This is a genomic window from Mesorhizobium sp. B1-1-7, assembly GCF_006442705.1.
Classification (GTDB): domain Bacteria; phylum Pseudomonadota; class Alphaproteobacteria; order Rhizobiales; family Rhizobiaceae; genus Mesorhizobium; species Mesorhizobium opportunistum.
This window is the reverse complement of sequence record NZ_VFWQ01000001.1, coordinates 1-14,949: the sequence shown is the minus strand read 5'-3', so window position 1 is coordinate 14,949 and position 14,949 is coordinate 1. Positions and strand designations below refer to the sequence as shown.

Sequence of the window (14,949 nt, the reverse complement as noted above, 5' to 3'; positions counted from 1 at the left end):
CATTGTTGTTGGTGGCAGGATGAAGCCTTTACAGCCGCAGCCGGAGAAAACCTGCGGATTTTATGCGAATTAAGGAAACTTTAGCGCTGGCGCATCTATGGTCATGTCGTGTGAAGGTTGCGGGTGGGGACGCGCCTCTTCGCGTCTCGTTCTGGAATGTCGGTAGCATTCCCCCATGTCGGCGATAAGTGGACCCGCAAATCTTCGCCGGGATCCGAGGGGAAGAGTGGATCAGACATGCAGCCGGCAGCCACCCAGACCGAAAGAAACACCGATATCGCCAGCACCGTCGTCACGACCATGCGCCAGCTTGGCGTGCTCGGCCTGCCGCGCAACTACGAGATTTTCTACGAGGCGTTGAGCGGCACCAACCGGGAGCTCAGTCTCGCCGTCGTGTCGCTGAGCAGCCGGCCGACGCAGGATGAGCTGGATCAGATCGGGCGCACCTTCTTTGCCCACAACCATGGCCCCGGCATCGTTGAGCATGCGCGGGACGTCATCGCCAGGGAGCTCGAGGAAGTCGCATCACTCCTGCGGAGCGAGCGCAGCCACATCGAGAAATACGGCAGGATCCTCGACGAGACATCGAGCGGTCTGAGCGGCCGCAGCTTGCTGTCGCAGGACCTCTTGCAGAAGATAGCCAACGCCATGTCGGTCGCCACCAGTTCGACGATCGATCATGGCAGGCAGATCGCATCGACACTCCGTGACAAGACCGCCGAACTCGAGAGCGTCAAGTCGAAGCTCGAGGAATACAAGCGGCTGGCCGACACCGACCCGTTGACCCAAATCTGGAACCGCCGCGCCTTCGACAAGGAAATCACCAGAATCTACAACAGCAACAAGGGCATCCTGTTCAATGCCCTGATCCTTGCCGACATTGATCGGTTCAAGGACATCAACGACCGCTACGGCCATCCGGTCGGCGACAAGATCATCCAGATCATCGCCGAGATTTTCCAGACCAGCATTCGCGGCGACATGTTCGTCGCCCGCACCGGCGGCGAGGAGTTCGCGCTGATCATCGAGGGCGCCAGCGAGGACGCCACCTACGAGATCTCGGAGCGCATCCGTGCGCTGATCGAGCAGACGCCGTTCACCAGCAGCCAGACCGGCGCCAATTACGGCACCGTCACCGTCTCCATGGGCATCTGCATGGCATCCGAGGCCGATGGCCCCGAAGACCTCTATACCAAGGCCGACCGGGCGCTTTACCGGTCCAAGGTCAGCGGGCGCAACCGCGTCACCAGGCATTCGACGATGGCCGGCCGCGCCGGCAAGAGCTGGCTGCTCTACAAGAAGGACTGAAGCCTTCCATCCCCGCTCTGTCGGCTCGGCGGTCACTCGACCACAAACAGAAAAGGCGCCGGGATTTCCCAGGCGCCTTTTTTTCTGCGTGAATTCAGCCTGGCAGCAATCAGCCGTTGACAACCTGCTTGTGCCGCACCGGATGGCTCTTCTTCAGGAGATCCGACACCAGGAACGCCAGTTCGATCGCCTGGTCGGCATTGAGACGCGGGTCGCAATGCGTGTGGTAGCGGTCCTGCAGTTCCTCGGCGGTGATGGCGCGTGCGCCACCGGTGCATTCGGTGACGTTCTTGCCGGTCATCTCGACATGGATGCCGCCCGGATGCGTGCCTTCGGCGCGGTGCACCTCGAAGAAGGTCTGCACCTCCTTCAGGATGCGGTCGAAAGGCCGCGTCTTGTAGCCGGCGGCCTCGATGGTGTTGCCGTGCATCGGGTCCGACGACCAGACGACACTGCGGCCTTCCTTCTGCACCGCGCGCACCAGCTTCGGCAGATGGTCGGCGACCTTGTCGGAACCGAAGCGCGCGATCAGCGTCAGCCGGCCGGGCTCATTGTCCGGGTTGAGCAGGTCGATCAGCTCCAGCAAGCCGTCCGGCGTCAGCGACGGGCCGCATTTCAGGCCGAGCGGGTTCTTGATGCCGCGGCAATACTCGACATGGGCATGGTCGGGCTGGCGGGTGCGGTCGCCGATCCAGATCATGTGGCCAGACGTGGCGTACCAGTCGCCGGACGTGGAATCGACGCGGGTCAGCGCCTCCTCGTACCCGAGCAGCAGCGCCTCGTGGCTGGTGTAGAAATCGGTCTCGCGCAGCGCGTAATTGGTCTCCGAGGTGATGCCGACGGCCTTCATGAAGTCCATCGTCTCGGTGATGCGGTTGGCGAGCGACTCGTACTTCTCGCCTTGCGGGCTGTCAGAGACGAAACCGAGCATCCAGCGATGCACGTTCTCCAGGCTGGCATAGCCGCCCTGTGCGAAAGCGCGCAGGAGGTTCAGCGTCGCCGCCGACTGGCGGTACGCCATTTCCTGGCGGGCGGGATCGGGGATGCGCGACTTCTGATCGAATTCGATGCCGTTGATGATGTCGCCGCGATAGCTCGGCAGCGTCACCTCGCCCTTGGTCTCATTGTCGGACGAGCGCGGCTTGGCGAACTGGCCGGCAACACGGCCGACCTTCACCACCGGCTGCGCGCCCGCAAAGGTCAGCACCACCGACATTTGCAGGAAGACCCGGAAAAAATCGCGGATGTTGTCCGCGCCATGTTCGGCGAAACTCTCGGCGCAGTCGCCGCCCTGGAGGAGGAAGGCCTCGCCGGCGGCGACAGCCGCGAGCTGCTTCTTCAGCTTGCGCGCCTCGCCGGCAAAGACCAGCGGTGGAAAGGTGGCGAGCTGGGCCTCCGTGTTCTTCAGCGCAGCAAGATCCGGATAAGCAGGAACCTGCTTGATCGGCTTTGCTCTCCACGAATTCGGCGACCATTTCGTCATCGCTGCACCCAACGCTCTTTCCGGCAAGCACCCTCGCCCGCCATTTCCAGCCCCTATAGGGGTGGCGGCTCCATACACGAAGCCGATTTTCTATTCTAGACCGGAATTTCAGTGCTGGCGAATGATGGCCGGCGGCTAGGCGGCCTTCTCCACCAGCCGCGCCAGCTGCGTCATGACGACCGCGGAGCCCGCAAGCCGCTTCTCGGCCGTCGGCCAGTCACGGGTGAAGACGACACTGTGGTCAGGCCTGATCTTGGCCAATGACCCCTGTTCGCCAATGAACTTGACCAGACCGACCGGGTTGGAGAATTCGCGCTTGCGGAAATGGATGACGACGCCCTTCGGCCCGGCGTCGAGTTTTTCCACATTGGCCTTGCGGCAGAGCGCCTTGATGAAGACGATCTTCAAGAGATGCTTCACCTCGTCCGGCAGCGGGCCGAAACGGTCGATCAGCTCGGCGCCGAAAGCGTCGATCTCCTCGGTGTTTTCGAGATCGCCGAGGCGGCGGTAGAGCGCCAGCCTGAGCTGCAGGTCGGGCACATAGCTTTCCGGGATCATCACCGCGGTGCCGACGGCGATCTGCGGCGACCAGCCGCCATCCGGGACCTCGCCGGAATCCTTCACCTCGGCCACGGCCTCTTCCAGCATCTGCTGGTAAAGCTCGAAGCCGACCTCCTTGATGTGGCCGGACTGCTCTTCGCCCAGAAGATTGCCGGCGCCACGGATATCGAGATCGTGGCTGGCGAGTTGGAAGCCGGCGCCCAGCGTGTCGAGCGACTGCAGCACTTTCAGCCGGCGCTCGGCCGTGTCGGTCAGCTTGCGGTTGGCCGGCAAGGTGAACAGCGCATAGGCGCGCACCTTCGAGCGCCCGACGCGGCCGCGCAGCTGGTAGAGCTGCGACAGGCCAAACATGTCGGCGCGATGGATGATCAGCGTGTTGGCGGTCGGGATATCCAGGCCGGATTCGACGATGGTCGTCGACAAAAGCACGTCGTACTGGCCGTCGTAGAAGGCATTCATGATGTCGTCGAGTTCGCCTGGCGGCATCTGGCCGTGGGCCACGGCGACTTTCAGTTCCGGCACGGATTCACGCAGAAAATCATGGATTTCGGCGAGATCGCTGATGCGCGGAACCACATAGAACGAATGCCCGCCGCGATAGCGCTCACGCAGCAGCGTCTCGCGGATGACCAGCGGATCGAAGGGCGAGATGAAGGTGCGCACCGCCATGCGGTCGACAGGCGGCGTGGCGATCAGCGACAGTTCGCGCACGCCGGTCAGCGCCAGTTGCAGCGTGCGCGGGATCGGCGTCGCCGACAGCGTCAGCACGTGGACGTCGGTCTTCAGATCCTTCAGCCGTTCCTTGTGCTTGACGCCAAAGTGCTGCTCCTCGTCGATGATCAGCAGGCCGAGATTCTTGAACGAAATGGCGGACCCGAGCAGCGCATGGGTGCCGATGACGATATCGACCTGGCCCTCGGCAATGCCTTTCTTGGTTTCGGCCAGTTCCTTGGCGCCGACCAGCCGCGAGGCCTGGGCAACACGGATCGGCAGGCCGGAAAACCGCTGCGAAAACGTCTTGAAGTGCTGGCGCGACAACAGCGTCGTCGGCACCACCACGGCGACCTGGAACCCTTCCATGGCCGCGATGAAGGCGGCGCGCAGCGCCACTTCGGTCTTGCCGAAGCCGACGTCGCCGCAGATCAGCCGGTCCATCGGCTTGCCGGCGCCGAGGTCATCCCTGACCGAGTCGATCGCCGTCTGCTGGTCGTCGGTTTCCTCGTAAGGGAAACGGGCCGAGAATTCGTCATAGAGGCCCTCGGCCGGCACCAGCGCGGGTGCTGCCCGCATCTGCCGTTCGGCGGCGATGCGGATCAATTGCCGGGCCATGTCGAGCAAGCGCTTCTTCAGCTTCGCCTTGCGCGACTGCCAGGCGCCGCCGCCGAGCTTGTCCAGCGTTGCCTCGGCTGTGTCAGAGCCGTAGCGCGACAGGAGTTCGATGTTTTCCACCGGCAGGAACAGGCGGTCGTCGCCGGCATAGTGGATTTCCAGGCAGTCATGCGGCGCGCCGACCGCTTCGATGGTGCGCAGGCCGATGAAGCGGCCGATGCCGTGGTCGGCATGGACGACGATATCGCCGGCCGACAAGGCCGATGCCTCGGCTATGAAGTCGGAAGCGCGCTTCTTGCGCTTCGAGCGCCGGATCAGCCGGTCGCCCAGAATGTCCTGTTCGGCGACGACGACCAGCCTTTCGGTCTCGAAGCCGGATTCCAGCGGCAGCACGGCCAAGGCCGCCTGCCCTGGCTCAAGCTGATCGGCTTCGGCAAGCGTCTCGACCTGCTTGAGATTGCCGAGATGATGCTCGGCCAGGATCTGGCCAAGCCGGTCGAGGGAACCTTCGGTCCAGCCGGCGATGACGACGCGGCGACGGGCCGCGCGCTCATCGGCGATATGCCTGACGACGACATCGAAGACATTGACGTTCGGATCGGCGCGCTCCTCGACGAAGCTGCGGCCATGGCGTGATCCGGCGTGGTAGACCTTTTTGGCGCCGGCATCGGGCGCGTCGAACGGCGTGAAGTCGATCGCTTCGCGCGGCCCGAGCGAGGCGATCAGGTTTTCCGGCGAGAGATAAAGCAGATCCGGCGCCACCGGCTTGTAGGGCACGGCATCCTTCAAAGCCGCGTCCGCCTGCTTCTTGCGCGCCTCGTAGTGGTCGAGAATCAGCGTATGGCGTTCGGCCAACGCCTCATGCGCCAAGTGGTCGAAGACGACAGGCGTGTCGGGCAGATAGTCGAACACGGTCTCCAGCCGCTCATAGAAGAAAGGCAGCCAGTGCTCCATGCCGGCGAAACGCCTGCCCTCGCTGACCGCCGCATAGAGGCCGTCATCACGCTGCGGTGCGCCGAAGGCTTCGATATAGGCGCGGCGGAAGCGGCTGATGGTTTCGGGCGTCAGTGCCACCTCGCTCATCGCCTGCAGCGCCATCGACTTGCGCTGGCCGGTGGTGCGCTGCGTAGCGGCATCGAAGACGCGGATCGATTCCAGCGTGTCGCCGAAGAAATCGAGCCTCAGCGCCTCGGTCCAGCCCGGCGCGAAGAGGTCGAGAATGCCGCCACGCACGGCGAACTCGCCGATACCGCGCACCGTCGGCACGCGTTCGAAGCCCGACGTTTCCAGCCGCGACACCAGCGCGTTCATGTCGATCTGGTTGCCGGGCCTGGCATGAAAAGTCTGTGCCTCGACAAGCTCGGCCGGCGGAATGCGCTGCAGCAGCGCATTGGCGGTGGTGAGGATGACGGCGCGGTGTGGCTTCCTGGCCAGCGCGATCATGGCGGTCAGCGCATCGAGGCGCTTGGCCGCGGCATCCGAACCGGGCGAAACGCGGTCATAGGGCAGACAATCCCAGGCCGGCAGTTCGAGCACCGGAAGGCCGGGGGCCGCGAAGGACAACGCCTCGATGATTGCCGGCAGGCGCTGGCCGTCACGCGCCACGAACAATACCGGCTTGTCGGGCGCGATCTCTAGCGCGGCCTGCACCAGCGCGAAGGCTTCATAGCCATCGGCGACACCGTCGACGATGAACTGGCCGGCACGGCCTTTCGGCAGACCAATGGTGGGAATGAGGCTCATCAAATCACGGTCTTGTTGTCGCAATTCCGAACGGAAAACCGCTTGGCACTTTTCCTGGAATTGCTTGTGTTCAGAAAATCATGGTCCGGCGGGACGCCAGGATCTTTTGCAGGACGGCGCAGTCGATATCCTCCGGCACCGGGCGTTCGCCAGTGATCAGCGGCAGGAATTCGGTGTCGGGAATGTCGAGGAGTCTCTCATATTGGTCGATCTCCTCGGCCGTCAAGGCGCCGATCTCGGCATCGGCGAAGGTGCCGAGGATCAGATCCATCTCGCGCAAGCCGCGATGCCAGGAGCGGAACAAGAGCTTGCGGCGGTGGACGTCCAGCCCCTCGCTTGATCGTTTCGTTCCGGTCATTGTTGCGCATCCTCACTTGCTGCGGCGCATATAGCGTGGATAGAAGGGGCTGTCAGCCTTGCGCTGCTGCCGTCGCGACATAAGCTGACATCATGCGTCCTTCCATCCTCGACCCCCTCTTTGTCCCGATCACCTCGCTCGCCGGCGTCGGGCCGAAGGTGGGCGCATTGATCGAGAAAGTCGTCGCCGCCGATCTCGGCGATCGCGCGGCGCGCGCCGGCGACCTTCTGTTCGTGCTGCCGCACACCGTCATCGACCGCCGCAACCGGCCGGGCATCGCGCTCGCCGCCGAGGGCGCGATCGTAACGCTCGAGGTGCGCATCGACCGTCATCAGCCGCCGCCGCGCGGCAACCGGTCGGTGCCCTACCGGGTCTTTGCCCATGACGATACCGGCGAAATCGGGCTGACCTTCTTCCATGCCCATGCCTCCTATCTCGAAAAGGCGATGCCAGTCGGCGAGCATGTCGTGGTCTCGGGCCGCATGGAATGGTTCAACGGCCGCCCGACCATGGTCCATCCCGACCATATCGCCATGGCCAGCGAGGCGGAAAACCTGCCGCTGGTCGAACCGGTCTACCCGCTCACCGCGGGGCTGTCCGGCAAGGTGCTGCGCCGGGCGATCGGCCAGGCGCTCGGCCGCTTGCCCGAATTGCCCGAGTGGCAGGACAGCGCCTTCATGCGCCGGCACACCTTTCCGACCTTTGGCGATGCGCTCGCCCGCATCCACAACCCGGCCGATCCGATCGACGTCTCCATCGACGGCGCTGCCTGGCGGCGCCTCGCCTATGACGAATTGCTGGCGGGCCAAGTCTCGCTGGCGCTGGTGCGGGCAAAGATCCGCCGCTTGTCTGGCCGTCCCCTGGTCGGCGACGGCAGCATCGTAGAGAAACTGCGCGCAGCGCTTCCTTATTCGCTGACCGCTTCCCAGGAATTCGCGCTGGCCGAAATCAATGCCGACCTCGCCGACCCCGAGCGCATGCTGCGGCTTCTGCAAGGCGATGTCGGGTCCGGCAAGACGGTCGTCGCGCTGCTTGCCATGGCGCGCGCCGTCGAGGCTGGCGGCCAGGCGGCGTTGATGGCGCCGACCGAAATCCTGGCGCGCCAGCATCTGGCGACGATCGCCCCGCTTGCCGCCAGCATAGGCCTGCGCATCGCCATCCTGACCGGGCGCGAGAAAGGCCGCGAACGCGCCGACACGCTGGCCGGCCTGGCCAGCGGCGAGATCGACATCGTCGTCGGCACCCACGCGCTGTTCCAGGAAACGGTGACTTTCGACGACCTGGTGCTGGCCGTCATCGACGAGCAGCATCGCTTTGGCGTCCACCAGCGGCTTGCCATCACCGCCAAGGGCGATGCGCCCGACATGCTGGTGATGACGGCGACCCCCATCCCGCGCACGCTGGTGCTGACCGCCTTCGGTGACATGGACGTGTCGAAATTGACGGAAAAGCCGGCCGGCCGCCAGCCGATCCGAACCGTCACGCTGCCGCTGGAGCGCCTGGACGAACTGGTCGGCCGCATGGAGGACGCCGTCGCCGGCGGCCAGAAGATCTACTGGATCTGTCCGTTGGTCGAAGAGTCCGAAGAGATCAAGCTGATGTCGGCGGAAGATCGTTTCGCCTCGCTGAAGCCGCTGTTCGGCGATCGTATCGGCCTTGTCCATGGCCGCATGAAGGGTGCGGAGAAGGACGAGGCGATGCGCGCTTTCAAGCAAGGCGAGACACGCATCCTGATCGCCACCACGGTCATCGAGGTCGGCGTCGACGTGCCTGATGCCACCGTCATGGTCATCGAGCATGCCGAGCGCTTTGGCCTGGCGCAGTTGCATCAGCTGCGCGGCCGTGTCGGACGCGGCGACAAGCCGTCCTCCTGCGTGCTGCTCTACAAGGATCCGCTCGGCGAGACCGCTAAACGCCGGCTGTCTGTGATGCGCGAGACGGAGGACGGCTTCCTGATCGCCGAGGAAGACCTGAAATTGCGCGGTGAAGGCGAGCTTTTGGGCACCCGCCAGTCCGGCACGCCGGGTTTCCAGGTGGCGCGTATCGAGGCGCATGCCGATCTTCTGGAAGCTGCCCGCGACGATGCAAGGTTGATCCTGTCACGCGACCCCGAACTTCAGTCCGACCGCGGCGAGGCGCTGCGCCTGCTGCTTTACTTGTTCGGACGCGACGAAGCCGTCCGGCTCTTGCGCGCCGGTTGAGCCAAGGCGGCAACCGATGGGTTGGCAAGCATTCCCTCGATCGGCTCACCATTCACGACAACCATTTGCTTGACCTCGGGCGCCACCAGTCCGGCCGAAACGATCAGCTTGGCACCGTCCTCGATCGTCATGTCGAGCAGCACGATGTCCGACTTCGGCACGTACATCAGGAAGCCGGTGGTTGGGTTCGGCGTGCAGGGCATGAACACGGCAATCAGCGGATCGCCTTGCTGATCAAGCTTCTGGTTGATCTCGGTCTCTTTCTCGCTGGCGACGAAGACCAGCGACCAGACACCCTTGCGCGGATACTCGACCAGCCCGACCTGGCGGAACATGTCGCCCTTGTTCGACAGCACGGTCTCGAAAATCTGCTTCAGCGAGCCATAGATGCCGCGCACCAGCGGCATGCGGCCAAGCATGCGCTCACCGAAATTGACGATGGCGCGGCCGACGATGTTGGCCGTCAGGAAGCCGATCAGCGTGATCAGGATCAGGGCGACGATCAGCCCGAAGCCCGGCACAGGGAACGGCAGGTAGGTATCGGGGTTGTAACGCGCTGGAATATAAGGCTTTACCCAGGAATCGACCCAGCCGATGAACGACCAGGCGATATAGGCGGTGATCGCCAGCGGCGCGCAGACGACGAAGCCCGTGAGGAAATAGTTCCTCAGCCGGGTCATGCCAGAAGTCTTCGGAGCGTCGGACATGGTTCACCGGCCGTGGGTTGCAGCGCAACATTAGTGAACAGCAAGGCCGTTTGGAACTGCGAAGTTTTTAAAGGCGCCTGTTTAAAACCCCTACTCCACCGTCACCGATTTCGCCAGATTGCGCGGCTGGTCGACGTCGGTGCCCATGAAGACGGCGGCGAAATAGGCCAGCATCTGGATCGGCAGCGCATAGATGATCGGCGAGATGATTTCGGGCACATCGGGCAGCACGATCGTTTCCATCGTCTTCACGCTTACCTGTGCCGCGCCCTTGCTGTCGGTGATCAGGATGATCTTGCCGCCGCGCGCCGCCACTTCCTGCATGTTGGACACGGTCTTCTCGAAGATGCGGTCATGCGGCGCGATGACGATGACCGGCATGTTCTCGTCGATCAGCGCGATCGGGCCATGCTTCAGCTCGCCTGCGGCATAGCCTTCGGCGTGGATGTAGGAGATTTCCTTGAGCTTCAGCGCGCCTTCCATGGCCAGCGGGAAATTGGTGTCGCGGCCGAGATAGAGCACGTCCTTGTAGCGCGACAGTTCGCGCGCGATGCGCTCGATCTGCTCCTCGAGCTTCAGCACCTGGTTGGCATAGCGCGGCGCTTCCGAAAGCGCGCGCACCAGAGTTTTCTCCTGTTCCTTCGAGATTGTGCCGCGCGCCACGCCGGCGCGCACCGCAAGCGCGGCCAGCACGGACAACTGGCAGGTGAAGGCCTTGGTCGAGGCGACGCCGATCTCGGGGCCAGCAAGTGTCGGCAGCACGACGTCGGATTCGCGCGCCATGGTCGATTCCCGCACGTTGACGACGGCGCCGATCTTCATGCCGGCCTTGCGGCAGTAGCGCAGCGAGGCCAGCGTGTCGGCGGTCTCGCCCGATTGCGAGATGAAGAATGCGGCATCGTTGGCAGACAGCGGCATTTCGCGGTAGCGGAACTCCGAGGCGACATCGATATCGACCGGCAGCCGCGCATAGCGCTCGAACCAGTATTTGCCGATCAGGCCGGCGAGATAGGCGGTACCGCAGGCGGAGATCGCCAGCCGGTCGATCTTGGCGAAATCGAAAGGCAGGTCGAGCGGCTTGGAGACGCCGGAGACGAAATCCACATAGTGGGCCAGCGTGTGCGAGATCACCTCGGGCTGCTCATGGATTTCCTTCTCCATGAAATGGCGGCGATTGCCCTTGTCGACCATGAAGCTGGTCGACAGCGACTGCTGGCGCTTGCGGGCGACTTTTTTGCCGTCGATGTCGAAGATGGCAACGCTGTCGCGGCGCACCACAGCCCAGTCGCCGTCTTCGAGATAGGTGATCGAATTGGTGAACGGGGCGAGCGCGATGGCGTCCGAGCCCAGGAACATTTCGCCATCGCCATGACCGACGGCCAGCGGCGGACCGTTGCGGGCGCCTACGATCAGATCCTCGTCGCCCTTGAACATGATGGCCAGCGCAAAGGCGCCTTCCAGCCGCTTCAGCGCCTGATGGGCGGCCTCGACCGGCTTCAGCCCCTTGGCGAGTTCACGCGCCACCAGGTGGGCGACGACTTCGGTGTCTGTTTGCGACGAGAAAGAATAGCCGTCGCGGATCAGTTCGTCGCGCAATTCCGCGAAATTCTCGATGATGCCGTTGTGGACGATGGCGACGCCGGCGGAAAAATGCGGATGCGCATTGGTTTCGTTGGGCACGCCATGGGTCGCCCAGCGTGTGTGGCCGATGCCAATTGTGCCTTCGAGCGGCTCATCCTTGAGCCGGCGTTCGAGGTTGACCAGCTTGCCCTCGGCGCGCCGGCGGCCAAGCTCACCCTTCTCGATGGTGGCGACTCCGGCCGAGTCATAGCCGCGATACTCAAGCCGCTTCAGCGCATCGACAATGAGCGGCGCAACCTGCGAGTGGCCAACGATTCCAACGATACCGCACATGCAGACAGCCCCCAATTCCCCGTGGAAAACCAGCGTTATTTAGGGATGGCCGGTCCGCCGCGAAAGTCACATTGCATTTCGTCCGCTGTAACGGACGCTTCTGCACGCATGCATCATGACACAGCGCACTTGCAATCCGGTTACTGCAATCGTTCAGTTTTTGAAGGCCGGTCTTACTTCTTTTTGGCAGCCGCGGCCGAGGCAAAGCGCTCGCGCAATTCCTTGCCCTTGCCGGGGATCGTCTTCTGGCGCGCCCGACCGAAGGCCAGTGCGTCGTCGGGCACGCTTTCAGTGATGACGCTGCCGGAGGCGATGTATCCACCCTTGCCGATGGTGACCGGCGCCACCAACGAAGAGTTCGAGCCGACAAAAGCGCCCTCGCCGATGTCGGTGAAGAATTTCGAGTAGCCGTCATAGTTGCAGGTGATGGTGCCGGCGCCGATATTGGCGCCCGCGCCGACACGCGCATCACCGATATAGGTCAGATGGTTGACCTTGGCGCCCTCCTCGACAACAGCCTGCTTGACCTCGCAGAAATTGCCGACTTTGGCTTTTTCCCGCAGATCGGCGCCCGGCCGCAGCCGTGCGAACGGACCGACATCGCAATTCGCCGCTACAGTTGCGCCTTCGATATGGCTGAAGGCATGGATCTTGGCGCCGCCGGCGATTTTCACGCCCGGGCCGAACCAGATATTGGGCTCGACGATCGTGTCCGAGCCGATCTCGGTGTCGTGCGAGAAGAAAACAGTCTCCGGCGCGATCAGCGTCACGCCCGAAAGCATCGCCTCGTGCCGCCGGCGCTGCTGCCAGATGCCTTCGGCCTGCGCCAGTTCGGCGCGGTTGTTGATGCCGAGCGCATTTTCAAAGCTCGCCTCGGTCGCAACCACATCGAGGCCTTGCCCGCTGGCGATCTCGACAATGTCGGTGAGGTAATATTCGCCCTTGGCGTTCTTGTTGCCGACCGCGTCGAGCAGCTTCAGCGCCTGGCTGCCGGCCACCGCCATCAGCCCGCCATTGCAGAATGTGATCTTCTTCTCTTCCTCGCTGCAATCCTTCTCCTCGCGGATAGCGACCAGCTTGCCGCCCTTCTCGATCAGCCGGCCATAGCCAGTTGGATTGGGTGTACGGAAGCCGATGACGGCGACGGCAGCGCCTTCCGCCAGCTTCAGTCGCGCCACGGTCAGCGCCCCTGGATCGATCAGCGGCGTGTCACCGAACATCACCAGGACATCGTCGTAAACCCTTGATATCGCTTCGCGCGCAGCCAGCACAGCATGCGCGGTGCCGAGCCGTTTTTCCTGGACGAAGGTCTCTGCTTTAGGCGCGAATTTCGCCGCCGCCTTGCGCATTTCCTCCGCCCCATGGCCGATAACCAGCGCCTGGTCGCCGGCCCCGGCGGCTTCGGCCGCCTTCACCACATGCGCGACCATCGGCAGGCCCGCGATCTGGTGCAGCACCTTCGGCAGCGCACTCTTCATGCGCGTGCCTTCGCCGGCGGCGAGGATGATCGACAGGCAGGATCTCTGGCTCATGGAAGGACAACCATATGAAAGCGTTGGGAATCAAATCATGCTAGCAGTGGCGCCATGCTGGACCAATGCGGTTAAATTCCGGTGAGATGGCGGAGCAGATGACTCTTGATCAGCGGGGCTTGAGACGGAATCCGACAGTCAGCACACCTACAACAGGCCATGTTTCCTGAATGCCGCCTGCTCGTCACCTGATATCCAGCCAAACACCTTCAGCTTGCCGTCGCGCTTTTCGACGAGATAGTTGATCGCAAAGTCGATCGTCACGGGACTCCCGTCCTTGCGTTCATAATCACCGGACCAGCTTACCCCAGCCACGCAATGGTCCTGGTCGATAGGTGTCACAGAGACGTCCTTACAGGTCATCCTCTTGCTGCCGAGGGCACGATAGGCCTCAAAACCCTTTTTCATGATGGCCTTCAACTGCTGGCCATTCTCGCCGACCATGACCGCGGCCGGCGTCACCGAGACAAAACCAGCCGAATACATGTCCGCGACGTCGTTGGGATCGACGGTGTCGGCGATCGCGTCATTGTAGACCTTCTCATAGGCCTTGAAGAACTTTCGCACGTCCGCCTTGGCTACCATTCTCGCCTCCCGGCTCGAAAAAAGTGTCGGTCAATGGCACTGCAAATGCAGGCCGCCATGCATCGTTCCCGTGCTGAAGTGGACTATCCAAGCCGCCCCAGCACGGGGAAATTCTCCAGCAACCAGTAGGAGACGGCCTGCACGCCACCGGTGAGGAAAAACACGCCGGCGACGACCAGCAGCGCGCCGATCGCCTTTTCGACGCGGCCGAGATGGACGCGGAATTTGCCGAGGAAACGCATGAAGGCGCCGGAAAACAGCGCTGCGATCAGGAACGGTATGCCAAGCCCAAGCGAATAGGCGGCGAGCAGCAGCGCGCCCTCGCCCACGGTTTCGCGCCCACCAGCCAGCGTCAGGATCGGCCCCAGTACCGGGCCGATGCAGGGCGTCCAGCCGAAGGCGAAGGCCAGACCCATGACATAGGCGGCGACAGCACTTGCCGGCTTGCCCTGCGACTGGAAGCGCGCCTCGCGCGAAAACAGCGGGATGCGCAGGATACCGAGGAAATTCAGGCCCATCAGGATGATCAGCACGCCGGCGCCCATCGCCAGCGGCTCCTGCCAGACGCGCAGCAGCCGGCCGATGGTCGAAGCGCCTGCGCCGAGCGCCACGAACACGGTCGAGAAGCCGAGCACGAAGGCGATCGAGGAATAGAGCAGCGCGCCGCGCGTGCCTTCACGCGCCGTCGCACCCGCATTGCCGCGAAAATCGTCGACCGAGACGCCGGCCATGTAGCAGAGATAGGGCGGCACCAGCGGCAGCACGCAAGGCGACAGGAACGAGATGGCGCCCGCCCCGACCGCGCTGACATAGCCGATATCCAATGCCATTCCAAAAGCCCTACTGTTTCGGCGACGATACTGTTTTGGCGCCGGTATAGCGACGCCCTGGCCTGTGCGCCAATCACCAATGTGTGGCAACCGGTCGCTGTTCGGGCAATCTCCCTGGCCCCGAATTCAGCTGCGCCACGCAACTAGTACGACCGAACCGAGGGAATTGTTACCGGCAGCCAAGCCCCGGCTACCGATGTCCCACAAGCCCTTTCGGGAAGAACTTCCGGCCGGCAGGCGTTGACACAACGAGACCGCGATTTCCCGCGCGTCTCCACATATCAGGGAGGTTTCCATGAAAATCATGACCGCAGGGCTGGCCGCGCTTCTGCTCAGCACCGCCGCATCCTTCGCCGCCGAGGCGTGGAAGGAAGCCGATGTCGGCGGCACCAAGATCT

At 63.3% G+C, this 14,949-nt stretch carries 10 protein-coding genes; 2 read left to right on the top strand and 8 right to left on the bottom strand.

Going from position 1 to position 14,949, the window contains the following annotated elements:
• Window positions 1–237: 237 nt before the first annotated feature.
• Window positions 238–1,308 (top strand): diguanylate cyclase, encoded by a 1,071-nt coding sequence (locus FJ978_RS00050; RefSeq protein WP_140569276.1) that lies wholly within the window; start codon window positions 238–240, stop codon window positions 1,306–1,308.
• A 109-nt stretch (window positions 1,309–1,417) separates the two neighbouring features.
• On the opposite strand, the gene FJ978_RS00045 is transcribed toward FJ978_RS00050, so the two are convergent.
• The 3 genes from FJ978_RS00045 to FJ978_RS00035 form a co-directional block, all read right to left on the bottom strand.
• Window positions 1,418–2,791: a 3-deoxy-7-phosphoheptulonate synthase class II gene (locus tag FJ978_RS00045; RefSeq protein WP_140569275.1), complete on the bottom strand. Its 1,374-nt coding sequence runs from the start codon at window positions 2,789–2,791 to the stop codon at window positions 1,418–1,420.
• Between the two features lie 135 nt (window positions 2,792–2,926).
• Window positions 2,927–6,424: a transcription-repair coupling factor gene (gene mfd, locus FJ978_RS00040; RefSeq protein WP_140569274.1), complete on the bottom strand. Its 3,498-nt coding sequence runs from the start codon at window positions 6,422–6,424 to the stop codon at window positions 2,927–2,929.
• Between the two features lie 70 nt (window positions 6,425–6,494).
• Window positions 6,495–6,782, bottom strand: coding sequence for a succinate dehydrogenase assembly factor 2 (locus tag FJ978_RS00035; protein ID WP_140569273.1), 288 nt, complete (start codon window positions 6,780–6,782; stop codon window positions 6,495–6,497).
• A gap of 92 nt (window positions 6,783–6,874) precedes the next feature.
• On the opposite strand from FJ978_RS00035, the gene recG reads away from it, so the two are divergent.
• Window positions 6,875–8,983, top strand: coding sequence for an ATP-dependent DNA helicase RecG (recG, locus tag FJ978_RS00030; RefSeq protein WP_140569272.1), 2,109 nt, complete (start codon window positions 6,875–6,877; stop codon window positions 8,981–8,983).
• Here the strand turns inward: recG and FJ978_RS00025 are convergent.
• The 5 genes from FJ978_RS00025 to FJ978_RS00005 all read right to left on the bottom strand — a co-directional run bounded on the left by FJ978_RS00025 (window position 8,935) and on the right by FJ978_RS00005 (window position 14,551).
• On the bottom strand, window positions 8,935–9,690 hold the full coding sequence (locus FJ978_RS00025; RefSeq protein WP_013895228.1) for a DUF502 domain-containing protein: 756 nt from the start codon (window positions 9,688–9,690) through the stop codon (window positions 8,935–8,937). The two genes, recG and FJ978_RS00025, sit on opposite strands and share 49 nt — an antisense overlap.
• A gap of 90 nt (window positions 9,691–9,780) precedes the next feature.
• Entirely contained in the window at window positions 9,781–11,604 is a 1,824-nt protein-coding gene (glmS, locus tag FJ978_RS00020; protein ID WP_140569271.1) for a glutamine--fructose-6-phosphate transaminase (isomerizing), read from the bottom strand.
• A 173-nt stretch (window positions 11,605–11,777) separates the two neighbouring features.
• A complete protein-coding gene (gene glmU, locus FJ978_RS00015) occupies window positions 11,778–13,136 on the bottom strand; it encodes a bifunctional UDP-N-acetylglucosamine diphosphorylase/glucosamine-1-phosphate N-acetyltransferase GlmU (protein ID WP_140569270.1) in 1,359 nt (452 codons plus the stop codon).
• Between the two features lie 147 nt (window positions 13,137–13,283).
• Entirely contained in the window at window positions 13,284–13,721 is a 438-nt protein-coding gene (locus FJ978_RS00010) for a nuclear transport factor 2 family protein (RefSeq protein WP_140569269.1), read from the bottom strand.
• A gap of 83 nt (window positions 13,722–13,804) precedes the next feature.
• Complete coding sequence (locus tag FJ978_RS00005; protein WP_140569268.1) at window positions 13,805–14,551, bottom strand: cytochrome c biogenesis CcdA family protein; 747 nt, start codon at window positions 14,549–14,551, stop codon at window positions 13,805–13,807.
• Window positions 14,552–14,949: the final 398 nt, after the last annotated feature.